At 29.1% G+C, this 22,881-nt stretch carries 23 protein-coding genes and 1 other RNA gene; 8 read left to right on the forward strand and 16 right to left on the reverse strand.

Annotation, left to right across the window (positions count from 1 at the left end; translation table 11 throughout):
• Position 1 precedes the first annotated feature (1 nt).
• Complete coding sequence (locus ACY2RX_RS12680; protein WP_490104348.1) at positions 2 to 373, forward strand: ribosomal maturation YjgA family protein; 372 nt, start codon at positions 2 to 4, stop codon at positions 371 to 373.
• Here the strand turns inward: ACY2RX_RS12680 and ACY2RX_RS12685 are convergent.
• Positions 357 to 578 (reverse strand): DUF3820 family protein, encoded by a 222-nt coding sequence (locus ACY2RX_RS12685; protein WP_490104349.1) that lies wholly within the window; start codon positions 576 to 578, stop codon positions 357 to 359. The two genes, ACY2RX_RS12680 and ACY2RX_RS12685, sit on opposite strands and share 17 nt — an antisense overlap.
• 51 nt (positions 579 to 629) lie before the next feature.
• Positions 630 to 1,838 (reverse strand): NAD(P)-dependent oxidoreductase, encoded by a 1,209-nt coding sequence (locus tag ACY2RX_RS12690; protein WP_490104377.1) that lies wholly within the window; start codon positions 1,836 to 1,838, stop codon positions 630 to 632.
• Positions 1,839 to 2,039: 201 nt separating this feature from the next.
• Between ACY2RX_RS12690 and ssrA the strand changes: the two genes are divergently transcribed.
• Positions 2,040 to 2,432, forward strand: a transfer-messenger RNA (tmRNA) gene (gene ssrA / locus ACY2RX_RS12695).
• Positions 2,433 to 2,500: 68 nt separating this feature from the next.
• Here ssrA and ACY2RX_RS12700 read toward each other — a convergent pair.
• The 3 genes from ACY2RX_RS12700 to rhuM all read right to left on the reverse strand — a co-directional run bounded on the left by ACY2RX_RS12700 (position 2,501) and on the right by rhuM (position 3,568).
• Positions 2,501 to 2,761 (reverse strand): hypothetical protein, encoded by a 261-nt coding sequence (locus ACY2RX_RS12700; RefSeq protein WP_490104350.1) that lies wholly within the window; start codon positions 2,759 to 2,761, stop codon positions 2,501 to 2,503.
• Between the two features lie 47 nt (positions 2,762 to 2,808).
• Positions 2,809 to 3,123, reverse strand: coding sequence for a hypothetical protein (locus tag ACY2RX_RS12705; RefSeq protein WP_490104351.1), 315 nt, complete (start codon positions 3,121 to 3,123; stop codon positions 2,809 to 2,811).
• Positions 3,124 to 3,316: 193 nt separating this feature from the next.
• Complete coding sequence (gene rhuM, locus ACY2RX_RS12710; protein WP_490104378.1) at positions 3,317 to 3,568, reverse strand: RhuM family protein; 252 nt, start codon at positions 3,566 to 3,568, stop codon at positions 3,317 to 3,319.
• A gap of 471 nt (positions 3,569 to 4,039) precedes the next feature.
• On the opposite strand from rhuM, the gene ACY2RX_RS12715 reads away from it, so the two are divergent.
• Positions 4,040 to 5,128 (forward strand): glycosyltransferase, encoded by a 1,089-nt coding sequence (locus tag ACY2RX_RS12715; RefSeq protein WP_490104352.1) that lies wholly within the window; start codon positions 4,040 to 4,042, stop codon positions 5,126 to 5,128.
• Here ACY2RX_RS12715 and ACY2RX_RS12720 read toward each other — a convergent pair.
• Together ACY2RX_RS12720 and ACY2RX_RS12725 are read right to left on the reverse strand one after the other, a co-directional pair.
• A complete protein-coding gene (locus ACY2RX_RS12720) occupies positions 5,099 to 5,977 on the reverse strand; it encodes a glycosyltransferase family 2 protein (RefSeq protein WP_490104353.1) in 879 nt (292 codons plus the stop codon). The two genes, ACY2RX_RS12715 and ACY2RX_RS12720, sit on opposite strands and share 30 nt — an antisense overlap.
• Positions 5,977 to 6,663: a cell division ATP-binding protein FtsE gene (locus ACY2RX_RS12725; RefSeq protein ID WP_490104354.1), complete on the reverse strand. Its 687-nt coding sequence runs from the start codon at positions 6,661 to 6,663 to the stop codon at positions 5,977 to 5,979. The genes ACY2RX_RS12720 and ACY2RX_RS12725 overlap by 1 nt, the downstream gene beginning before the upstream one ends.
• A gap of 161 nt (positions 6,664 to 6,824) precedes the next feature.
• Here ACY2RX_RS12725 and ACY2RX_RS12730 point away from each other — a divergent pair, with 161 nt between their 5' ends.
• The 5 genes from ACY2RX_RS12730 to ACY2RX_RS12750 are packed head-to-tail and all read left to right on the forward strand — an operon-like array spanning position 6,825 to position 15,255.
• A complete protein-coding gene (locus tag ACY2RX_RS12730; protein ID WP_490104355.1) occupies positions 6,825 to 9,863 on the forward strand; it encodes a tetratricopeptide repeat protein in 3,039 nt (1,012 codons plus the stop codon).
• A complete protein-coding gene (locus tag ACY2RX_RS12735; RefSeq protein WP_490104356.1) occupies positions 9,864 to 11,633 on the forward strand; it encodes a hypothetical protein in 1,770 nt (589 codons plus the stop codon).
• Positions 11,634 to 11,693: 60 nt separating this feature from the next.
• Entirely contained in the window at positions 11,694 to 13,130 is a 1,437-nt protein-coding gene (locus ACY2RX_RS12740; protein WP_490104357.1) for a M20/M25/M40 family metallo-hydrolase, read from the forward strand.
• Positions 13,131 to 13,136: 6 nt separating this feature from the next.
• Positions 13,137 to 14,750 carry an amidohydrolase gene (locus tag ACY2RX_RS12745; protein ID WP_490104358.1) on the forward strand — a complete coding sequence of 538 codons (1,614 nt, stop codon included), beginning with the start codon at positions 13,137 to 13,139 and terminating at the stop codon, positions 14,748 to 14,750.
• A 43-nt stretch (positions 14,751 to 14,793) separates the two neighbouring features.
• On the forward strand, positions 14,794 to 15,255 hold the full coding sequence (locus tag ACY2RX_RS12750; protein WP_490104359.1) for an FKBP-type peptidyl-prolyl cis-trans isomerase: 462 nt from the start codon (positions 14,794 to 14,796) through the stop codon (positions 15,253 to 15,255).
• Between the two features lie 51 nt (positions 15,256 to 15,306).
• Here ACY2RX_RS12750 and trpA read toward each other — a convergent pair whose 3' ends face one another.
• The 9 genes from trpA to ACY2RX_RS12795 all read right to left on the reverse strand — a co-directional run bounded on the left by trpA (position 15,307) and on the right by ACY2RX_RS12795 (position 22,727).
• Positions 15,307 to 16,074, reverse strand: a complete 768-nt coding sequence (gene trpA, locus ACY2RX_RS12755; RefSeq protein ID WP_490104360.1) for a tryptophan synthase subunit alpha — start codon at positions 16,072 to 16,074, stop codon at positions 15,307 to 15,309.
• Positions 16,075 to 16,169: 95 nt separating this feature from the next.
• Entirely contained in the window at positions 16,170 to 17,354 is a 1,185-nt protein-coding gene (gene trpB, locus ACY2RX_RS12760; protein ID WP_490104361.1) for a tryptophan synthase subunit beta, read from the reverse strand.
• Positions 17,355 to 17,383: 29 nt separating this feature from the next.
• Entirely contained in the window at positions 17,384 to 18,142 is a 759-nt protein-coding gene (locus tag ACY2RX_RS12765) for a phosphoribosylanthranilate isomerase (RefSeq protein WP_490104362.1), read from the reverse strand.
• A 57-nt stretch (positions 18,143 to 18,199) separates the two neighbouring features.
• Positions 18,200 to 18,988 (reverse strand): indole-3-glycerol phosphate synthase TrpC, encoded by a 789-nt coding sequence (gene trpC, locus ACY2RX_RS12770; RefSeq protein WP_490104363.1) that lies wholly within the window; start codon positions 18,986 to 18,988, stop codon positions 18,200 to 18,202.
• A 22-nt stretch (positions 18,989 to 19,010) separates the two neighbouring features.
• Positions 19,011 to 19,364 carry a four helix bundle protein gene (locus tag ACY2RX_RS12775; RefSeq protein WP_490104364.1) on the reverse strand — a complete coding sequence of 118 codons (354 nt, stop codon included), beginning with the start codon at positions 19,362 to 19,364 and terminating at the stop codon, positions 19,011 to 19,013.
• Between the two features lie 26 nt (positions 19,365 to 19,390).
• Positions 19,391 to 19,561, reverse strand: coding sequence for a hypothetical protein (locus tag ACY2RX_RS12780; RefSeq protein ID WP_490104365.1), 171 nt, complete (start codon positions 19,559 to 19,561; stop codon positions 19,391 to 19,393).
• Between the two features lies 1 nt (position 19,562).
• Positions 19,563 to 20,552, reverse strand: coding sequence for an anthranilate phosphoribosyltransferase (gene trpD, locus ACY2RX_RS12785; protein WP_490104366.1), 990 nt, complete (start codon positions 20,550 to 20,552; stop codon positions 19,563 to 19,565).
• A gap of 79 nt (positions 20,553 to 20,631) precedes the next feature.
• Positions 20,632 to 21,210: an anthranilate synthase component II gene (locus ACY2RX_RS12790; RefSeq protein ID WP_490104367.1), complete on the reverse strand. Its 579-nt coding sequence runs from the start codon at positions 21,208 to 21,210 to the stop codon at positions 20,632 to 20,634.
• A 68-nt stretch (positions 21,211 to 21,278) separates the two neighbouring features.
• Complete coding sequence (locus ACY2RX_RS12795; RefSeq protein WP_490104368.1) at positions 21,279 to 22,727, reverse strand: anthranilate synthase component I family protein; 1,449 nt, start codon at positions 22,725 to 22,727, stop codon at positions 21,279 to 21,281.
• Positions 22,728 to 22,881: the final 154 nt, after the last annotated feature.

Genomic DNA, 22,881 nt, shown 5'->3' on the forward strand with positions numbered 1-22,881 from the left:
AATGATAAAATTCAATAAAAAATACTTCATCTGTTTTATAATACTATTTGTCATTGAAATTTTAATAGCAAAATATGCAACAGGTTTTTTACGTCACACAGTTGGTGATGTTTTAGCAGTCATTTTTTTGTATTGTTTGATAAAAAGTTTTTTTACAATTTCTGTAAATAAAACTGCTTTTTTAGTTTTGATAATTGCTTTTGCGATTGAGTTTTTACAATTATCAGGTTTACAAAATATATATCCTAAAGCAGTAGAAAACTATTTAAGAATTATTTTAGGAACTTCTTTTAGCGTTGGAGATTTAATTGCTTATTTAGTTGGTACATTTATAATATTGGTTGCAGAAAAAAGGATTAATAACGTTTCTTAATTTCTCTAACAATATCTTCTAAACCGTTTAATTTAAGCTCGTAAACCAACTCTAATTGTTGTCCTAACTTCCCTGCGGGAAATCCTTTGGTTTTATACCAAACAATGTAATGTTCTGGCAAATCAATTAAGAATGTGCCTTTGTATTTACCAAAAGGCATTTTCATTTTAGATACATCTATAAGAAATTTCTGGTTTTCTTCCATTTTTAAATAACCTTTCGACTGCGCTCAAGGTAACACTAACAACTAACAAATCTATTCTTTACCATCTACATAATCTTGCAAATACGAAAAACGTTCTGTCAACTTTCCGTTTTCTGTCATTTTTGCTCTTGCTAAAACTCCGTCTTTATCGTTATTAAAAAAAGCAGGAATTACATTTTGTAGAAACATTTCTCCAAAACCTTCGCTAGCATCCTTAGGCAATTCGCAAGGTAAATTATCTACAGCCATCACCACAATAGCATTTTCATCTTTATAATCAACTTCAGATTCTGTTTGCGGATTATAACCATAAATGGGATTTGCTATGGTTGATGACCTAATTGTTGATGCTACAGGCCCATCAATATCGCAAGAAATGTCTGCTACAAATTTTATTTTAAATGCTGGATGTTTTGCATCTTCTCTAGTAAATAAATACGGAGAACCATCACCAAAAAAATGGCCTGCAATAAAAAAGTCGGTTACTTTTGCAAATCGCATAAAATTAGATATATATTCTTCTGGATGATTGTAAAAATCTCTATTATTAATTACTTGCCCATCTTTACGTTTATTGTAATCTAACACATCAGCCAAACAATACACAGGTTTATTAAAATCTTGACTAAGATATTCTGTTACAGAAACTTGTTTAATATGCATTGCATCTAGCATTTCTTTAGCTCCGTAAGCAACTTTTCCATTTCCTGTTAACAAAATTTTAAATCCTTTTGGTAAATTGATTGTATTTAATTCATCTACCAATTCTTTTTGGCTGTCTAAATTTTCTGCTTTTGGTAGCTTAAAAGTTTCTTTTTTTAAACCAATAGCTCTAAAACCATTATAAGCACCTACAATGCCTGCGTAACGCCCAAAACCAATTAAACGTGCTCCGTTTTTTCTGATGATGGTTTCGTAATCGTACAATTCTATGTTTTTTTCTAAAATTGCTTGTAATAACTTTCTATTATAAGGTTGTTTTTTGATGGTATGACTAAAGAAAAAGTATTTTTTATTTGGGATTAAAGCATTTATTGGCACTTCTTTTACGCCTAATAAAACATCACAATCAGACATATTTTCGGAAACTTCTAATCCTACTTTTTGATATTCACTATCAGAAAAAACTCTTATCCCTGAACTTTCTATTTTTAAAGAAGCTTTAGGGAAATTTTTCTTTAATTCTTGTAATTTTTCTGGTGAAAAAACAACTCTTCTATCTGGTGGATTTTTACGCTCTCTAATAATGCCAAATTTCATATTCCTTTTTAATTTTTGAAGTCTTGCGAATTTACCATTTTTTATAGGTTTGTACAAACGTGTTTTGTTATCTTTGCAGCCCGCGTTAGGGATTGAGGCATTTGTTGGAGCTCCTTGAAAAGAGCGACTGCCGAAAGCCCGTTTAAACGCCCAAAAAATTAGGCATACTTTTTGACCTACTTTTTTTGTCTTTGACATTTTGGGGACGACTGGTTTTGACAGCAAGGTCAGTGAATTTGTAAGCATACCAAGGAATGAAATTATTCTTGTAAAACTTATTTCAAACATTTAAACGGCGAAGATAACTACGCTTTAGCTGCATAATCTGAATTATAGTAAGATTAGCCTCGGCTCACTAGGTGAGCAAGCTTTATGTCCACGAAAAGCCTTGATTTACGGCGTTTCACTTTTGGGCATCGTAAAAGTAAATATAGAAAACTTGTAGCTTCGGCAAGTTTTTGAAACAAAAGAAGCTAAGTTAAAAGTGGGTTGTTTTTGATCAGCTTTTAAACGAAAACTAAACAGAAACTAAGTATGTAGAAAGCTTTTTGGCTGCTTGTTTGGACCCGAGTTCGATTCTCGGCGTCTCCACTTTATCAAACCTCAACTTTTTGATAATCAAATTGTTGAGGTTTTTATTAGTCAACTTTTCTATAAAAGTATCAAAAATGATTAAATGCACCATCCTCAAAGATAGATGGATGTAAGTTTTCGGTATTTTTATTATTTAGTCTTTGTGAATTTTCTAAAATATACTCGTCTCTTTTTTCTTTGTTTATAGAGAAAATAATGTTTGGATAGCCAAACTCACAATCTACTTCAGTATTTACGCCTCTCTTATATAATTCAGCTTCGAGAAACTCAACCTTTTTTTTAAATATCAATAAATTTATTTTTATTTTGTTTATGTAATAAATCAGCATAAAAAAACTGCTTTATTTCTTTTGTTTTTGATTTTAATGATAGTGGGTTATAATGTGTGAATGTAGTTATAGTAAAAATTGTAAAGTTCTTTAAACTCATTTTTTATAAAATCAACCTCATCAAAATCAATATTTTTAAGTTTATTTTTATTCAATTTCTTTTCAAAAAACTCTGTATAAATAATGAGTGGTGATCCACTAAAGCATTTTTCTTCTTCTATGGATTTTGTTAAATAAATCGCATAGACTGAATTAAAATGCTCCTTTATATTTTCAATTAAGTCAGTATCATTTTTGTTGAAAGCGTCAATGTAATTGTAAAAAGTTTCAATTAGCCTTCTTCTAATTTCCTTTAAATACACTTGAACAGTATTGCGTTGCCTTTTTTTATTTTTCTTTCCACGTTGTCATAACGTGGTAAATTTTAGCGTTTTCTTTCCAGGTTTGCTATTTTGTGGAAAAAAGTAACGTTAATTTTCTTATTCTATGCTTGACAGAAATATTGATAGTGTAAACTCTATTTTATTGATTTATTTTTTCTTTCCTTTTAACTGCCTAGGTGTGTGATACTTTGCCTAAATTTGGCAATATTTTATATTCGTTAAATGCTAAAAACTTATTGATACTCTCAGCCAATTCTTCCATTGTAAAGGTGTTTCTACGTTCTATAAGGTTTTCGATATAATCAAAATACCCTGTTACAGTTCGCTCCAGTTGTTTAATCTCTTTTTCTTGAAGATAATTCTTTGCAATTTTAGTATCGGATTTTATTATTCTGCCGCTTGGTGCATTTTTCCAAGTAGTTATTTCTAATTAATAATTAATTTTTCTTTATTAATAATTTTATTACCAATTTCTTTAAGTCCTCTTTTAAAAACTATAGGCGAAAAAAAATAAGGAATGTTTAAAAACTTTGCTTTACAGTGGTAACACTTATAAGCTCTTGCTTTTGGCAATAATTTTAACACTAAATTTCTAGACAACCTTCTTCTGAAGCTTGAATTACAGGATGGGCATTTGCACATTTTTTGGGGGAATTAGTTAATTAATAAATATTATTTAACCTTTTCAATGCAATTATTATTGTTGCGAATTTAATATATTTTTCTTAAACTATACAGATTTTCTCTTTAAAACATAAATTAAAAGCTTAAAAATCACTTGTTTTGGTACAGATAATCCTATTATAATTACTTTTCTGTTCTTTTATTCTATTTTTAAAACCGTAAAAAAACTAAAAAGTATATTTTTGCTTAACATCCTATTAAATTTAAAGAATTGAAAAGAATAATAGTTTCTGTTACCAATGATTTATCTACCGACCAAAGAGTAGAAAAAGTATGTACTATTTTAAAACAAAATAACTTTGAAATTCTTTTAATAGGTAGATTCTTAAAAACTAATTTACCTTTAAATAGAAACTACAAAACAAAAAGAATCTCTCTCTTTTTTAATAAAGGATTTCTTTTTTATGCAGAATATAATTTTAGGCTCTTTATTATTCTTTTGTTTTCTAAAAAAGACATTTTACTTTCTAATGATTTAGACACTCTTCTACCTAATTATATAATTAGTGTTCTTCAAAGAAAAAAACTGGTGTATGATAGCCATGAACTTTTTTCAGAAATACCTGAACTTATAGAAAGACCTTTTGTAAAAAAAGTTTGGGTAAATTTAGAAAAAAAATTACTTCCAAAAATCACAAACTGTTATACAGTTTGTAACAGTATTGCTAATTATTACAACAAAAAATACACTACAAATTTTAAAGTGATTCGTAATTTACCTTTTAAGAAAAATAAAATTATTAAAAGTGAATTTCCGTTTACTACTGATGGTAAAAAAATAATTTTATATCAAGGAAGTATAAATCTAGGCAGAGGGTTAGAATTAATGATTGAAACAATGAGTTTTTTACCCAATTATCTTTTAGTAATTATAGGTTCTGGTGATGTTATTGATGATTTAAAATTAATCGTAAAAAACAAAAAACTAGAAAATAATGTGTATTTTTTAGGGAGAATTATTCCAGAAAAATTACAAAAACTAACTCCTTTAGCAGATATTGGTATTAGTATTGAAGAAGACTTAGGCTTAAACTACAGGTATGCTTTACCTAATAAAATATTTGATTATATACAAGCTGAAGTTCCTATTTTAGTTTCAGATTTACCAGAAATGAAACAAATTATTTTAAACTATAAAGTGGGTGAAGTTGTGGAAGAAAGAACTCCAAAAAAATTAGCAAATCAAATAAAAGAAATGACTAAAAAGGATTTTAATTCGGAACTAAAAAAAGCAAAAAAGGAATTAACTTGGGAAAATGAATCGCAAAAACTAATTCCGATTTTTAACAATCTGTTGTAAATATGCTAATCTATAAAGGTGATAATAAAATAAAGAAGCTTTTTTTATGGTTTGTCTTTCAAAAAAAAACAAAAATTTATTGAGAATAAATGGTATTCCAATAATTTTTAACTTAAAAAAAGTTTTAAAAATCTTTGTGTCTTCTACATTTATTTTATCCGAATTTATTAAAAACTGTAAGTTTTCTAATGCTTGTTTTGTTTTTTCTAAAAAAGTTTTATTGTCATCAATTCCCAAATGAAAAACACTATTATTAATATGTTTTACAGCTATTTTTTGTTGTTTTAAATTTTTAGCAAACAACAAATCTTCATAACCGTATTTTGTTAGATTCTCATCAAACCTAATAGAATTATAAATCCTTTTTTCTATTAAAAAATTTGCCGTAAAAAAATAGTTATAAGGATTGCTATTTCTTACTCCTGTTGGTTTTTCTTCATTTTTTTTTCCAAATTTCCAACGAAGAAAATCAGTGTTTTCATTATTATCATATGCAATTCCACCTAAAAAAACTTTACCACAATTTTGTTGAATAACATTAACGTAGTTTTCTATAAATTTTGCGGAAGTAGGTAAAACATCGGCATCTAAAAATAACAACCAATTGTATGTTGCTTTTTTTGCCAATAAGTTTCTTAAAGCACTTCTGCCAATATTTTTAGAAAGTGTTACAAATTTAGAACTAGAGTATGAATTTATTTGTTCATTTTCTGTGTTAAAAACGGAATTGGAAGCGTCATCTATACAAATTATTTCAAAAGTAATTTTTGATTTCCCTAATTGCTGATGCAATTCTTTAACTAACGGAACTATATTCCAATTATATGTTGCCACAAGAACTGAAAGCATTAAGTAGTTGTTTTTTGAGTTACTTCAAACAACTCACCTGCTTCACATTTTATCGTTTTTTGTTTGTACTTTACAATTAATTGATAATCGTGTGTTGCCATTAAAATAGTTTTTCCGTTTTTGTGAATGGTGTTTAGCAACTCCATCACCTCTAAAGAAGTTTTTGGGTCTAAGTTTCCTGTAGGTTCGTCTGCTAAAATGAATTCAGGATCGTTTAACAAAGCTCTTGCAATGGCAACTCTTTGCTGTTCTCCTCCAGAAAGCTCAAAGGTTTTTTTATAATACTGAGTTTTCATTCCCACTTTGTCTAAAACCTCGTAAATTTTTTCTTTTATTTTTTCTTTGTCTTTCCAGCCTGTAGCTTTTAAAACAAATTCTAGATTAGAAAAAACATTTCTATCACTCAATAATTTAAAATCTTGAAATACAATGCCAATTTTTCTTCTTAAAAACGGAATTTCTTTTTCTTTTAACTTTTTTAAATCAAAATTAACAATGGTTCCTGTACCTTTTTGTAGAGGCAAATCGCCATATAAAGTTTTCATTAAACTACTTTTACCACTACCTGTTTTTCCTATTAAATAGTAAAAATCTCCTTTATTAATAGTTAAATTCACTTTAGATAACACCAAATTATCTCTTTGATAAATAGCTGCATTTTCTAAACATAAAACAGGTTTTTCCATAATTTAAGAAGTTTATACAAACTTATAAGTTTCTATCTATTTTACGCAATAAATTACAAACAATTGTTACTTTTGATATAAATATTTAAATATTTTTTCTCCTCCAATCAAACAAAAATTAAAATTGTTCGTTATTCATTTTGAGTACCAAAAATAATTGTATGAACACTGTTTTTATAAGAAAACACTTTCTATTCTTTTTTATTTGCCTTATATCTTTGGCTAGTTTTGGTCAGCAGTCTTTTGCTGACACAAATGTTATTACAGCATATAATAATGCCCTAAAACTATACAATAACAAAGCGTATGCCTCTGCTCAAGAAAAATTTAATTCTGTTAAAACTTTGGCTACAAATAGCTCTAATTTAAAATCAGATGCTTCTTACTATGAAGCAATGTGCGCCATAAAACTGAGACAAACAGATGCTGATAAAAAAGTTTTACAATTTGTAGATAAAAACCCAAATAGTAATAAAAAAAATAAAGCATTTTACAATGTAGCTAATTATTATTTTGCCAATAAAAGAGCAGCTTATGCGCTAAAATGGTATCAAAAAGTAAATGTAGATATGCTTTCTAATGAAAATAGAAACGAGCTTAATTACAAAATGGGATACTGTTTTTTGGTTACAAAAAATTACACTTTAGCTAAAGAACGTTTTTTATTGTTGATAAATGATGCAAAATATGGTAACGATTCTAGATACTATTATGGCTACATAGCTTACAAATTAGAAGATTACGGAATTGCAGAATCTACGCTTAAAGAAATAGAAAACGACGAAACTTATAGAGTAGAAATTTCTTACTATCTTTTAGATATTAATTTTAAGGCTGGTAATTTTAAACGCTGTTTATTAATTGGTACAGAACTAATTAAAGAAGCAAAAAGAAAAGACAAATCAGAAATTTCTAAAATAATTGGAGAAAGTTATTTTAATCTAAAAAAATATGCTGAATCTATTCCTTATTTAAAAGCTTTTAAAGGAAAAAAAGGAAAATGGTCTAATACCGATTTTTATCAATTAGGATATTCTTATTACAAACAAAACGATTTTGAAAACGCCATTAATAACTTTAATAAAATTATCGAGGAAAAAAATGCAATTTCTCAAAACGCATATTATCATTTAGGAGAATGTTATCTAAAATTAGATAAAAAAACAGAAGCTTTAAATGCTTTTAAAACGGCTTCTGAAATGACTTTTGATACTAATATAAAACAAGATGCTGCTTTAAACTATGCAAAACTTAGTTACGAAGAAGGTAATCCTTTTAAAAGTGTAGCTGCTGTTTTGCAAGATTATTTAAAACAATATCCAAAATCTAAATCTTACAATGAAATTAGCAAATTAGTAGTTTCATCTTACATACATCAACAAGATTATGAAGGTGCTTTGGCTTTTTTATCAAAAAAGAAATCTAAAGAAAATATTACTCAAACTTTTGAAGTTTCTCTTTACAGAGGCATCCAATTATTTAACAATAATAAGTTAAAAGAAGCAATTCCTTTTTTTACAAATAGTAGTAAATCTGATAACAAAATCATCAGTAATAAAGCAAAATATTGGGAAGCAGAAACATTATATAGACTAAAAAATTATAAAGATGCTTTAACAAAATTTACTTCTTTAAATACAATTGCCAAAAATGAAAGTAGTAGTGATTTAAAACTATTACTTTACAACGTTGGTTACAGTAATTTTAAACTTAAGAATTATGAGGCTGCTGCAGTTGCTTTTAATAAATTCTTAAAAAAAGACTCTATAGATAATAGTGTAAAAGATGATGCTTATATACGTTTAGGCGATAGTTATTTTGCCTCAAAAAAATACAATAAAGCCATAAATTCTTACCAAACAATTGTAAAAAACTTTGGTGCTGGAGCTGATTATGCTCAATATCAAATTGGTATGATTTACGGATTTACAGGTAATAATGATAAAAAAATAACTGCATTAACAAAAGTGGTAAATGATTATCAAATTTCATCGTTAAAAGACGATGCTTTATTTCAGCTTGCCAATACTTATACCACCATAAAAAATAACAAAAAAGCACATGAAGCTTATGATAGATTGCTAAAAAAACATAGTACAAGTATATTTATTCCTAAAGCTTTGGTACGTCAAGGATTATTATTTTACAATGATAATAATGGAGATAAAGCCCTAGAAAAATTTAAACAAGTAGCAAAACAATTTCCAAATTCTCCTGATGCTTTTGAGGCGGTAGCAAATGCTAGAAATGTTTATATAGACAAAGGTAATTTAGACGATTATGTAAGTTGGATTAGCTCTTTAAAATTCATTAACGTAACAAATTCAGATTTAGATAACACCACTTTTGCTGTGGCAGAAAAAAAATATTTCGAATCTAAAAACGGTGATGAAATCATTAAAAATCTCACTGATTATACCAAAGCTTTTCCAGACGGAATTCACAAATTAAAAGCAAATTATTATTTAGCAGACATCCTTTTTAAAGTTAAAGAATTTAAAAAAGCAATTACTTATTTTGAAGTTGTTTTAGAAGAAGAACAAAATGAATTTAGCGAAGAATCTTTAAACAAATTAACTCAAATTTATTTACAAGACAATAAATTTGACCAAGCACTACCCTATTTAGATAGGTTAGAACAAGAAGCGTATTCTCAAGAAAATTTGCTGTACGCGCAAAGTAATTTAATGAAAGGATATTATGAAACTAAAGCTTATGATTTTGCTATAGATTATGCTAAAAAAATATTACAAAGAGATAAAATTGACACAAACTTAGAGTTAGATGCTAAAACAATTATAGCAAGATCTGCATTTAAAACTCAAGATTTTTTTACTGCTGAAGAATATTTCTTAGCCGTAGAAAGAAATGCAAAAGGTGCTTTAAAAGCTGAGGCGCTTTACTACAATGCTTTTTTTAAAAACAAACAAAAAGAGTATGCTGATTCTAACAAAGTTGTACAAAATTTAATAGCCAACTATTCTGCTTATAAATTTTGGGCAGTTAAAAGTTACGTTATTATGGGTAAAAACTATTATGGACAAAAAGATGTATATCAAGCAACTTATGTTTTAGAAAATGTAATTAAGAATTTTACGCAATTTAAAGATATTGTTCAGGAAGCTCAAACTGAATTAAATGCTATCAAAGAAAAAGAGGCTAAAAAAAATAATTCTATAACACCAGAAGGTAAAAATTAAATGAAAAAAAGAATTTCTATATTTTTAATTTTGATTGGCTTTTTTTCTGGAATGGCACAAGAAAAGCCAAAAGAAAAAACAAAAGATACTGTTAAAACTGAGGTTGTAGAAGTTGTTACTGCTTTCAACCCAAAAATTGCTGATGCCAAAAAAATCAAGAAAAACCCAACCATAAAACTTCTAGAAAAAAGCAAGAAAAAAAAACTAGCATACACTATTTTTTCTGCACCTGTTGCCTCTACATTTGTACCAAGAAGTGGCGTTGTAAAAGGTATTGATGTAGGTGTTAAAGAACGTATTTACAAAAACTATCTTGCGCTTGGTTATGGTAATTATAACAGTCCTTTTGTCGATGTTTTTTTATATCACAACACTCGTTTTAAAAACGAATTCGGCTTATCTGCTAAATACTTAGCATCAGAAAGCAATATAAAAAATACACTTTTAAACAGTAGTTTTTCTAATTTTAAGATGGGCGCTTTTTACAGACAAGAAGACAGGTATTTTGATTGGAAAGTAAGTTTTTCTTCTGAAAAAAACGAGTACAATTGGTATGGTTTGCCAGGTATCGTTTTTAAGCAAACAACTCTAAATTCTATTAATGAAAAACAGACGTATAATTACTTTAAACTTAATGGCGATTTTAAGTTTCACGATTCTTATATAGATTACTCAAAATTATCTCTTTCTTATTTTACTGACAGATTTAAATCACAAGAAATTTTAGCTAGTTTTAATGCAAAATTAGATTTTCCTCTAGAGTTTTTAAAATTAGGTCTAGATGATATTGCTATTAAAACAGGTGTAGAATTTTTAAAAGGCAATTTTAAAAATAATTACGAAAACACTAACAATGTAAATTATTCTATTCTAACTGTTAAATTACAACCAGAATATAATTTTAAAATAAAAAAAATAGCAGTAGAAACTTCATTAAAAACCTATGTTTCTTTAGATGCTGAAAACAAATCTAACAATATATTTTTACTGCCAAACTTAAAAATTCAAAGCCCAATACTTAAAGAGTATTTAAATATATATGGTGGTTTTTTTAGTGATTTAAAAACAAATACTTACAAAAGTTTTTCAGATAAAAACCCATATATTTCTCCTACTCAATTCATAACTCAAACCTTAGAAAAGCAAAACTTATTTGTAGGTTTAAACGGAAATATTACAAACAACTTGGTTTACAATTTTAAATTCAGTTCTATGAATGAAGAAGACAAACCATTATTTTTAAGAAACAACACAAAATCTGATGGTTCAACATCAATAATTAAGGGTTTACAATTAAAAGGTTATGAATACGGTAACTCTTTTAATCTGTATTATGATGATGTAAAAACAACTTCTTTTTTTGGTGAAATTGAATATTATTTAACAAAAAGAATCACCTTAGGAGCTTCTGCAAATTACAATAATTATGAAACTAAAAAGGCTTTAAAACCTTGGAATTTACCAACCCTTGAAGCTACTTTAGCTGCAAAATATAAAAATAACAAATGGTTTGCCACAACAAACATTTTTTATGTAAACGAACGAAAAGATGCTTTATACAATGCTTTACATCCTTCTAGTTTAAAAGGAATACAAACCTTAAATTCTTTTGTAGATATAAACTTAAATGGAGGATATCATTTTAATGATAAATTCTCAGCTTTTCTAAATGTTAACAATCTATTAAACACAAAATACCAACGTTTTGCTAACTTTAACACACAAGGAATTCAAGTTTTAGGAGGTATTACTTATAAGTTCGATTTTTAAATCTTAATTCATTTCTCATTTCATTTTTGTAGATTTATCAGTTCTAAAAATCAACAACTAATGAAAAAGCTATCGTTTTTATTACTATTATCTGTATTAATATTAGCCTCTTGTAATAAAAAACAAGAAAAAGCAGTAAATACTAAAGGATTATCATCAGAAGAAAAACTCGATTCTACAAAAATAAAAACACTATTCAACTCAGTTTTAACTCAAGGTAAATCTTACGAGTGGTTAAGAGATTTAACCAAAAATGTTGGCGGACGCTTGTCGGGTTCTCCACAAGCTGCAAAGGCTGTTGTTTGGGGAGAAAAATTAATGAAAGAAGTGGGTTTAGATTCAGTTTGGTTACAACCTATTATGGTTCCACATTGGGTTCGTGGAGAAAAAGAAGTTGCCAATTACACAATTAACGGAACACAAAAAAACGTACCCATTTGTGCTTTAGGTTTTTCGGTAGCAACACCAAGTTCTGGAGTTTCAGCAGAAGTAATTGAAGTTAAAAGCTTAGAAGAAGCCAAAGCTTTAGGCAATAAAATGAAAGGAAAAATAGTGTTTTTTAATCGTCCTTTCGATAATACTTTAATACACACTTTTAAAGCTTATGGCGGTTGTGTAGACCAAAGAGTTAGAGGTGCAGCTGTTTGTGGAGCCTTTGGTGCAAAAGGTGTTATTGTGCGTTCTATGACAAATTCTGTAGATGATTATCCGCATACTGGTACGTTAATTTACGGAGATTTACCTAAAGAAAAGCACATACCTGCAGCTGCAATTAGCAGTAGAGCTGCAAATATTTTAAGTAATGATTTACAAAAAAATCCAAATCTAAAATTCTACTTTAAACAAAATTGTAAAACGCTGCCAGATGCTCCTTCTTTTAATGTGGTTGGAGAAATTAAAGGAAGTAAAACGCCAGAAAATATTTTTGTAGTTGGCGGTCATTTAGATTCTTGGGATTTAGGTGAAGGTGCACATGATGATGGAGCTGGTATTGTACAATCTTTAGAAGTTGCTTATTTATTTAAAAAAAATAACATCAAACCCAAAAACACCTTAAGAGTTGTCTTTTTTATGAATGAAGAAAACGGAGTTAGAGGCGCAAAAAAATATGCTGAATTGGCAAAATTGAATAAAGAAAATCATATTGGTGGTTTAGAATCTGATGCTGGTGGACATACACCAAGAGGTTTTTCTATTGATGCAAATACGGTTAACACAAAACTTTTACAAAGCTGGAAAAAACTGTTATCACCTTATGGTTTACACGATTTAGACAAAGGTGGTTCTGGCGCAGACATTAGTCCTTTAAAAGGAGAAAATGTAACTTTAGTTGGCTACAGACCAGATTCTCAACGTTATTTCGATTATCATCATACAAGTAGAGATACTTTTGATAAAGTAAATAAACGTGAGCTTGAGTTAGGTAGCGCTTCTATGGCAAGCATTATCTATTTAATGGATAAATATTTATACAACAACCAACCTATAAAACCATAAAAGTTGATGAAAAAATTAGTTCTACTTTCAATTTTTTTCTTGTTGATAATTGCTTGTCAGAAAGAAAAAGTTGATACAATTGTTATCAATTCTAACACCTATACTGTAAATAATAGTTTTGAAAAAGCAGAAGCTTTTGCCATTAAAAAAGGAAAATTTATTGCTGTTGGTGCTACAGAAGATATTCAAAAAAAATATGAATCAGAAACTATTATTGATGCAAAAAACAAAACTATTCTTCCTGGTTTAATTGATGCCCACTGTCATTTTTATGGTTTAGGAATGCAACAACAAAAAGTAGATTTAAATGGCACAAAAAGTTATGAAGAAGTCTTACAGAAATTAGTTACTTTTCAAAAAGAAAAGAACGCAACTTATATTACTGGTCGTGGTTGGGATCAAAATGATTGGGAGGTAAAAGAATTCCCTACAAAAGAAAAATTAGACAAATTATTTCCTAAAATTCCTGTTGCAGTTCGCAGAGTAGATGGTCACGCTTTATTAGTCAATCAGGCTGCAATAGATTTATCAGGATTAACGAAAGACAGAAAAGTTTCTGGAGGAGAAATTATTGTTAAAAATGGTAAAATGACTGGAGTTTTAATTGATGCTGCAATGAATTTTATTAAAATTCCTTCGCCATCAAAAAAAGAACAAATACAAGGTTTATTAGATGCTCAAAAAATATCTTTCTCTTACGGATTAACAACTGTTGATGATGCTGGTTTAGATAAAAAAACTATCGAATTAATAGATAGTTTACATCAAACTAAAAGCTTAAAAATACGTGTTTATGCGATGATTTCTGGTAATAAACAACAACAAATAGATTATTATATTAAAAAAGGAATTTACAAAACCGATAAATTAAATATCCGTTCTTTTAAAATTTATGGAGATGGTGCTTTGGGTTCTAGAGGAGCTGCAATGCGTAAGTCTTATTCTGATAGAAAAAATCATTTTGGAGCGTTAATTTATTCACCAGAAAAGTATCAAAAAATTGCAAAACAAATTGCAGCATCAGAATACCAAATGAACACCCATGCAATAGGAGATTCTGCAAATACTTGGTTGTTAAAAACCTATAAAGATGTTTTAAAAGGAAAACAAAATAGACGTTGGCGAATTGAACACGCGCAAATAATATCTCCTAAAGATTTTAAAAATTTTGATAATATTTTGCCTTCTGTACAACCTACACACGCAACTTCAGATATGTATTGGGCAAAAGACAGAGTTGGTTCTGAAAGAATTAAAGGCGCTTATGCGTATAAAAATTTACTAAATAAATATGGCAAAATTGCTTTAGGAACCGATTTTCCAGTAGAGCAAGTCAATCCGTTTTTAACTTTTTACGCAGCAACAATTAGAAAAGATATTAATAATTTTCCTAAAAACGGATTTCAAATGGAGAATGCATTAACCAGAGAAGAAACCTTAAAAGGGATGACAATCTGGGCTGCCTATTCTAATTTTGAAGAAAATGAAAAAGGATCTATTGAAGTTGGTAAATTTGCCGATTTTGTAATCTTAAACCAAGATATTATGACTGTTGATGGAAACAAAATTCCAAAAACAAAAGTTGTATCAACTTATTTAAATGGTGAAAAGGTTTATTAAAATAATCAAGGTATATTCGCCAATAATTTAAAAAATTATAAAAATGAAATCTTATTTATCTATATTTTTAATGAGTATCTTTTTATTGACTTCTTGTTTAGGAAATGACAATGATTGCAAAAGTTTTGCACCTCAAACAGAAATAGATATTAATAAATATATTGCAGCTAATAATTTAAATGCTCAGAAAACCAGTTCTGGTTTATATTATGTAGTTACTAAAGAAGGAACTGGGAGTAAACCTGCTGGTAGCAGTTCTAATGTTACAGTAGCTTATAAAGGATATCTTTTAGACGGTAGTATTTTTGATAAAAACGATAATGGCTATACAACTAGACTTAATCAAGTGATTTCTGGTTGGACAGAAGGCATTCAACTTTTTAAAGAAGGTGGTGAGGGTATTTTATTAATTCCTTCTAATTTAGGTTATGGAAATAGAGCAAGTTGCAAAATTCCTGCTGGAGCAGTTTTAGTTTTTGAGATTAAACTATTAAGCGTAAATTAATATACTTACAAATTAAAAAAAGCCGAAACCTAACAAGTTTCGGCTTTTTTTTTAAGAAATAATAGGTTTTATAAAATCATCAATTTTATCAACTCCATTTTTACCTAAATTCTTTATAAATGCAGAACCTATAATGGTTCCATTCGCATATTTACAAGCTGTATTAAAAGTTTGTTTATCAGAAATACCAAAACCAATAATTAATTTACTTTTTAAATTCATTGCTTTTATTCTTTTAAAATAAGCAACTTGAGTGTTAGAAATATCGCCTTTTGCTCCTGTAATAGATGCAGATGCAACTACATAAATAAATGCTTTTGTATAAGAATCTATTTTTCTAATTCTTTCTTCTGAAGTATGTGGCGTTATTAAAAACACATTTGTTAATTTATATTTTTCAAATAATTGTTGATAATGATTTTCAAATTCTATCATAGGCAAATCAGGAAGAATTAAAGTATCAATTCCACACTCAACCACTTTTTTACAGAATTTATCTTCCCCATATTTTAACATTTGATTTAGGTATCCCATTAAAACCAAAGGAGTTTTATTAGTTTCTTTGATCATCATTAATTGCTCAAAAACAATATCCAAATTGATTCCGTTTTCTAATGCTTTTTGGCTACTATCTTGTATGGTTGGTCCATCTGCTAACGGGTCTGAATACGGCAAACCCACTTCTATAAAATCAACATTGCTTTTTTCTAATGCCGAAATTACTTTTGTTGTATCCTCTAATTCTGGATACCCACAAGTAAAATAAATGGATAATAAGTTTTTATCTTTTTTTTGAAATAATTCTTGAATTGAGTTCATTATTCTTTTTTTAATGTCAGTTCGAGCGCAGTCGAGAACAAGTTAAAATTGCCTAGACCTTTCAACTGCGCTCAAGGTGACAATTTATGGCTAAATTAATCTTCTAAATGTTTGATATATGTTTCTAAATCTTTATCTCCTCTACCAGATAAATTTACCACCACAACCTGGTCTTTCTTAAAATTTATTTTTGGTAAAACCGCCAAAGCGTGAGCGCTTTCCAATGCTGGAATAATTCCTTCAATTTTTGTCAATTCATAAGCAGCGTTTAATGCTTCCTTATCAGTTGCATTCATAAACTTGGCTCTTTTAGAATCGAATAAATAAGCATGTAAAGGACCAACTCCTGGGTAATCCAAACCCGCAGAAATTGAATATGGCTCAACAATTTGCCCATATTCATCTTGCATTAAAATAGTTTTACTTCCATGAATAATTCCTACTTCACCTAATTGTGAAGTGGCAGCACTTTCACCAGAATTTACACCCAAACCAGCAGCCTCTACAGCAATTAATTCTACTTCTTTATCATCCATATAATGATAAAAAGCACCAGCAGCATTAGAACCTCCACCAACACAAGCAATGATTGTATCTGGGTTTTCTTTTCCTGTTTTCTCCTTTAATTGCCATTTTATTTCTTCAGAAATTACAGCTTGTAAACGTGCAACCATATCTGGATATGGGTGAGGACCTACCACAGAACCAATTAAATAAAACGTTTCTGGATGCTGAATCCAATATCTTATGGCTTCATTTGTAGCATCTTTTAGCGTTCTACTGCCACTTAAAGCAGGCACCACTTTTGCACCTAACATTTTCATACGAGCAACATTTGGTGCCTGACGCTCAATATCTTTTTCTCCCATAAAAACAGTACAATCTAACCCCATTAAAGCACACACTGTAGCCGTTGCAACTCCATGCTGTCCTGCTCCTGTTTCTGCAATAATTTTTGTTTTTCCTAACTTCTTAGCTACTAAAATTTGTCCAATAGTATTGTTTACTTTATGCGCTCCTGTATGATTTAAATCTTCTCTTTTCAAATAAATAAAAGCGTCATATTTTTCTGACAAACGTTTTGCTAAATATAGTGGACTTGGACGACCCACATAATCTTTTAATAAGGCTTTGTATTCTTGCTGAAACTCATCAGATTCAATAATTTGAATGTAATTATCTTCTAATTCTTTCACATTTGGATACAACAACTCAGGAATAAATGCTCCTCCAAATTGCCCATAATATCCGTTTTTGTCTGGATGAAATTTTGATTTCATATATCTGTGTTTTCGAGACCTCAAAGGTTTTAAAAACCTTTGAGGTCTTTTTTAAATTTCTTTAATTCTTCTATTTTCTTTAATCCTGGTTTGCTTTCAAATTTACTATTTACATCAACGACGTAACAAAGTTTAGATTCCTGCCTTCGCAGGAATGATAATAATTCTTCGACTTGTTCTAAACCAATTCCGCCACTTAAAAAGAAAGGTTTTTTTGAAGGATATTTTTCTAAAACAGACCAATCGAATTTAGTTCCATTTCCACCTCTTTCTTTTCCTTTAGTGTCGAATAAAAAATAATCTACGACTTCTTCATAAGGCTTTAAAACATCAAAATTGAACTCGTCTTTAATTCCGAAAACTTTTATAATTTCAACTGGAAAATCTGTTATAGTGTGTTTGTTTTTTGCTTTTTTAATCTGTTTATTTTCTTCAATAAATAATACTCTTCTTTCTGCTAATTTATTTTTTAATTCAGTTACATATTCAACTGTTTCATCTCCGTGTAATTGAATTGCATCTAACCGATATTCTTCAACTAAAGAAATCACAATTTCTATATACTCGTTTACAAAAACACCTGTTTTCTTTATTGATTTTGGAAGTTCTGGAATAATTCCTTCAAAGTTTCTTTTTGATTTTTCATAGAAAATAAAACCCAAATAATCAGGTTGCAAAACTGCAACTTGTTGGATATTTTCTATGTATTTCATTCCGCAAATCTTAAGCCCCCTTTCCCCCAAAGGGGAAAAAACTGGATTTACATTATGTTGTTGTTTTTTATTCATTTCTATTTCCATAAGAGTGAGAGTTCTCCTCCTTTTGGAGGAGTTAGAGGAGTCTTTTTAATGTATTTGATTGATAAATTCTTGACAAGCTTCTCCTGGATTTTCGGTTTTCATAAAGTTTTCCCCAATTAAGAATCCATTAAATCCAAATTCTTTTAAGCCTGTAATAATTTTGGGATCAGAAATTCCGCTTTCAGAAATTTTTAAACAAGTATCAGGAATCTGATTTGACAATTTAATAGAATGCTCTAAATCAACCTCAAAAGTTTTTAAATTTCTATTATTAATTCCAATAATCTTGTTATCTAAATCATTAATTTTATCTAAATCTTCTTGCGTATGAACTTCGTATAAAACCTCTAAACCTAAATCTGTTGCAAGGTTTCCGTAATTTTTTAATTCTGTAGCGGTTAAACAAGAAGCAATTAATAAAATTACATCTGCACCAATTGCTTTAGCCTCAACAATTTGAAATCCATCAACAACAAAATCCTTTCTTAAAATAGGTTTTTGTTGATTAATGACTCTTGCCTTCATTAAGTCTGCCATTGTACCACCAAAAAAAGAAGTATCTGTTAAAATAGATTGTGCAGCAACATTTGCATCTAAATATCCTTTTGTTACCTCAGCAACTGTTGCTTTGTCATTAATAATTCCTTTAGATGGAGATTGACGTTTAAATTCTGCAATAATTCCTGTAGAACCAACTTCTAACAACGATTTTTTTAATGAAAAAGTGGTTCTTCCAAAACTTGGACTTTCAACTAATTTCTTAACAGGAACTTCTGTTTTTATTTTAGCAATTTCCTTCTTTTTAAATGCTATTATTTTGTCAAGTATTGTCATTATTATAATTACAAATTTTTAATTATGAATTGCGAATTGTCTTTTGGATACTTCCAATAATTTTTAAAATTTCTTCTATATCTATAATTAAATATTCTGATTCTTTTTCAGATAAAAAATCGGTATCTTTTAATAAGCGAATCCAATAATGAGATTCACGTGCTTCTTTATATGCAATTGTTAGTTTTGCAAAAAAGTCTTTTCTACTTTGTCCTCCAATAGCTTCTTCAACATTTGCACCAATTGAAGTCCCTGAACGTAATAATTGTTTACTTAATACAAATTCATTCTTTTCTTGTGATAAATGTTTGTATAATTTTACAATTCGAACTGCAAAATTATAGCTTTTAATTTGTATTATGTTATGCTTTTTCATCACTCGTAATTATAAATTCGTAATTGTTAATTACCAATTCTTTTATTTCTATATTTTAAAAAAACAAAAACAATAACTCCAACTATTAAGCCTACAACTGTATGCTTAAAAAGCTCTTTCGTTTGAATTCCAACTGCCATACCCATCAATAAAAATGCAGGAATAATTAGAATTATATTGTTCTTCTTTTTTGTCATCTTAAATACTAACTAATTTCTCTAATGTTTCTTTAGCTTTTAATCCAAAAAGCGAATCTTTGGCTTCTTCAAAGGCGCTTTCAAAAGACTTTTTATCATCAACAATTGTCAATGCAAAAGCGGCATTTGTTAGTACCACATTATTTTGTGCTTCTGTACCTTTACCTTCTATAATTGTTTTAAAAATCTTTGCAGCATCAGCAACAGATTGTCCTCCAAAAATTTCTGATTGTTGTAATCTTTTTTGCCCTATATCTTTTGGTGTTATAATTTGCTCTCCATTTTTAGTAAATAGCTTAAATCCACTTGTTAAAGAGATTTCATCATAACCATCTAAGGCGTGCACAATTCCGTAACTAATATCTTCTTCCTGTAAAATATAATTGTACAAACGAGCAATTTCTAAATTAAAAGTCCCTAATAATTGATTTTGTGGCGAACTTGGGTTTACCAAAGGTCCTAACATATTAAAAAACGTTTTTAACGCCAACGCTTTTCTTGTTGGTACAACAGCTTTCATTGCTGGATGAAACTTTGGAGCGTGTAAAAAACAAATATTTGCTTTTTCTAAATGTTCTTTTAAAACATTTTCATCATTTGTAAATTGATACCCAAAACTTTCTAACATATCTGAAGAACCAGATTGAGATGACACAGAATAATTACCGTGTTTTGCTACTTTTTGTCCAGTTCCGGCAACAACAAAAGATGTTAAAGTAGAAATGTTAAAGGTATCTTTTCCATCTCCGCCTGTACCAACAATATCAATGGTATTATACTCAGAAAAATCTACTTTTATAGCCAATTCTTTTAACGCTTTTCTAAAACCAGAAAGTTCATTAGCAGTAATTGGTCTCATCATAAAAACCGTCATAAAAGAAGCTAAATGTGCATCATTGTACTTTTCTGCTGCAATGTCTATTAAAATTGCTTTTGCTTCTAATTCAGACAGTCTTTCGTGATTGTATAGTTTGTTTAAAATTTGTTTCATTTAAATAAAGTTCTTAAAGTTTAAAAGTGACAAAGTTTAAAAGTATGCTCACTTAAAACTTTATAAACTTTTAACTTGATTACTTTTTTACACTATTAATAAAATTCCTAACCAACTGCTCTCCAACTTCTGTTAAAATTGACTCTGGGTGAAACTGAACCGCAGAAATTGGAAATATTTTATGCTCTATTGCCTGGATTAAACCATCTTCATCTCTTGCGGTAACTGTAATTTCTTCTGGAAAACCTTGATCTGTTGCTGCCCAAGAATGATAACGAGCTGCTAAAAATGTTTCTGGAACATCCTTAAAAATAGTAGCATTTTTATCTATAACTCTCATTTCTGTGGCAACTCCGTGAAAAACATCTTCTAAGTTGATGATTGTTCCTCCAAAAACTTCTGTAATTGCCTGTAAACCTAAGCAAACACCAAATATTGGTTTTATCCCTGCATAGGTTTTAATTACCTCTTTTAAAATACCAGCTTCATCAGGTATTCCTGGCCCTGGAGATAACATAATCATATCGTAATTCCCTACATCTGTTATGCTAATTTCATCATTTCTAAAAACCGCTGGAAATTTTCCTGTAATTTTCTCTACCATATGTACCAAGTTATAGGTAAAAGAATCGTAATTATCTAATATTAATATGTTCATATTTAAAGCTTTTAGCTCTTGGCTCTTGGCTTTTAGCAAATAGCTAAAAGCGAAAAGCTAATATCCAATTATATATTTTCTGCCAATAGCAACGCTTTTTTTAACGCTGCTAGCTTATTATTTACTTCTTGTAATTCTTTTTCTTCATCTGAATGAATAACAATTCCTGCTCCTGCTTGATAATACAATACATTATTTTTACTAACAAAAGAACGAATTGCAATGGCTAAATTTACGGAACCATCTAATCCTATAATTCCAACTGCGCCTCCATAAAATCCGCGAGATTGATTTTCGTACTTATCAATCAATTGCATTGCTTTGTATTTTGGTGCTCCACTTAACGTTCCTGCCGGAAAAGTATCTCCCACAATTTCTATCGGATTTCCTTTTAATTGACCTGAAACCGTAGATACCAAATGAATTACGTGACTAAAATATTGTACTTCTTTAAAAACCTCTACTTCTACTTTATCTGCGTGTTTACTTAAATCGTTTCTCGCTAAATCTACCAACATTACGTGTTCTGCAGTTTCCTTTTTATCGGCAGCTAATTTTTTACCTAACAGAATGTCTTTTGCCATATCTCCTGTTCTTCTAAAAGTACCTGCAATTGGATTAATGGTTGCTTTACCTGACGATATTTTTATCTGTGCTTCTGGTGAAGACCCCATCAACTTAAAAGAACCATAATCAAAAAAGAACAAATATGGTGATGGATTGATGGAGCGTAATGCTCTATACACATTAAATTCATCGCCTTTAAATTTTTGTTGAAATTGGCGCGACAACACCAACTGAAAAACATCTCCTCTTTTACAGTGTGATTTTGCTTTTTTAACATATTCTATAAATTCTTCGCCTTTTATATTAGAGGTTTCATCACCAGCAATTTCAAATTTTTGTGTGTTAAATGCTTGTGCATCTATAATTGTTTGAATTTCTTTGATACGAGATGCTGTTCCTTCTTCGATATTTTCTATCAACATCATTTCATCATTAAAATGGTTAATAGCAATGATAAATCGATAAAAACTATATTGCATTAAAGGAATTGCAGACGGAGCTTCATTTACATTTAACTCAATATTTTCAAAATATTGTACAGAATCGTACGTTGTATAACCATATAAACCGTTAAAAGATTTTAATTCGGTAGGACAATCTAAAGCAATTTTACCGCTATAATCTTCGAAAATGGTATTAAAATTTCTTCCTATTTCTTTACTCTCTAAAACAGCTCCTCTATGAGAAAAACTTAAATGATGATTTTCTGCTTTAATAGAAACTACAGGATCAATGGCAATAAAAGAAAAACTTTCTTCTTTACTATGATAATCTGAACTTTCTAACAGTAAAGTATTTGCATATTTATCTCTAAAACGTAAATACAAACCAACAGGTGTAATTGTATCTGCAATTTTTGTTTTATGAATTGTTTTGAAACGCAAGCCTCCTTTAATTCCCCCTAAAGGGGAAAACTCTTGTGGCTCAACTTTATGTTTATTCTTACTCATAATTATATTTCGTTTCTAATTTCTTCCCTTTGGGAAGATTAAGATGGACTTTTAAATAAAAAAAGGCTTATCGTGAGATAAGCCTTTTTTGTTATGTTATATACATATTGGTTCTTCTCACTTAATAATTAAGAGAGTTCCACCACCAAGTATT

The organism is Polaribacter sp. 2405UD43-2, from assembly GCF_058147125.1.

What these genes read in the sequence shown, in the direction of transcription:
- ACY2RX_RS12680 (WP_490104348.1), top strand. Translation starts at nt 2, where the DNA reads ATGATAAAATTCAATAAAAAATACTTCATCTGTTTTATAATACTATTT.
- ACY2RX_RS12685 (WP_490104349.1), bottom strand. Translation starts at nt 578, where the DNA reads ATGGAAGAAAACCAGAAATTTCTTATAGATGTATCTAAAATGAAAATG.
- ACY2RX_RS12690 (WP_490104377.1), bottom strand. Translation starts at nt 1,838, where the DNA reads ATGAAATTTGGCATTATTAGAGAGCGTAAAAATCCACCAGATAGAAGA.
- ACY2RX_RS12700 (WP_490104350.1), bottom strand. Translation starts at nt 2,761, where the DNA reads ATGCTGATTTATTACATAAACAAAATAAAAATAAATTTATTGATATTT.
- ACY2RX_RS12720 (WP_490104353.1), bottom strand. Translation starts at nt 5,977, where the DNA reads ATGCTTTCAGTTCTTGTGGCAACATATAATTGGAATATAGTTCCGTTA.
- ACY2RX_RS12725 (WP_490104354.1), bottom strand. Translation starts at nt 6,663, where the DNA reads ATGGAAAAACCTGTTTTATGTTTAGAAAATGCAGCTATTTATCAAAGA.
- ACY2RX_RS12730 (WP_490104355.1), top strand. Translation starts at nt 6,825, where the DNA reads ATGAACACTGTTTTTATAAGAAAACACTTTCTATTCTTTTTTATTTGC.
- ACY2RX_RS12735 (WP_490104356.1), top strand. Translation starts at nt 9,864, where the DNA reads ATGAAAAAAAGAATTTCTATATTTTTAATTTTGATTGGCTTTTTTTCT.
- ACY2RX_RS12740 (WP_490104357.1), top strand. Translation starts at nt 11,694, where the DNA reads ATGAAAAAGCTATCGTTTTTATTACTATTATCTGTATTAATATTAGCC.
- ACY2RX_RS12745 (WP_490104358.1), top strand. Translation starts at nt 13,137, where the DNA reads ATGAAAAAATTAGTTCTACTTTCAATTTTTTTCTTGTTGATAATTGCT.
- ACY2RX_RS12750 (WP_490104359.1), top strand. Translation starts at nt 14,794, where the DNA reads ATGAAATCTTATTTATCTATATTTTTAATGAGTATCTTTTTATTGACT.
- trpA (WP_490104360.1), bottom strand. Translation starts at nt 16,074, where the DNA reads ATGAACTCAATTCAAGAATTATTTCAAAAAAAAGATAAAAACTTATTA.
- trpB (WP_490104361.1), bottom strand. Translation starts at nt 17,354, where the DNA reads ATGAAATCAAAATTTCATCCAGACAAAAACGGATATTATGGGCAATTT.
- ACY2RX_RS12765 (WP_490104362.1), bottom strand. Translation starts at nt 18,142, where the DNA reads ATGAATAAAAAACAACAACATAATGTAAATCCAGTTTTTTCCCCTTTG.
- trpC (WP_490104363.1), bottom strand. Translation starts at nt 18,988, where the DNA reads ATGACAATACTTGACAAAATAATAGCATTTAAAAAGAAGGAAATTGCT.
- ACY2RX_RS12775 (WP_490104364.1), bottom strand. Translation starts at nt 19,364, where the DNA reads ATGAAAAAGCATAACATAATACAAATTAAAAGCTATAATTTTGCAGTT.
- ACY2RX_RS12780 (WP_490104365.1), bottom strand. Translation starts at nt 19,561, where the DNA reads ATGACAAAAAAGAAGAACAATATAATTCTAATTATTCCTGCATTTTTA.
- trpD (WP_490104366.1), bottom strand. Translation starts at nt 20,552, where the DNA reads ATGAAACAAATTTTAAACAAACTATACAATCACGAAAGACTGTCTGAA.
- ACY2RX_RS12790 (WP_490104367.1), bottom strand. Translation starts at nt 21,210, where the DNA reads ATGAACATATTAATATTAGATAATTACGATTCTTTTACCTATAACTTG.
- ACY2RX_RS12795 (WP_490104368.1), bottom strand. Translation starts at nt 22,727, where the DNA reads ATGAGTAAGAATAAACATAAAGTTGAGCCACAAGAGTTTTCCCCTTTA.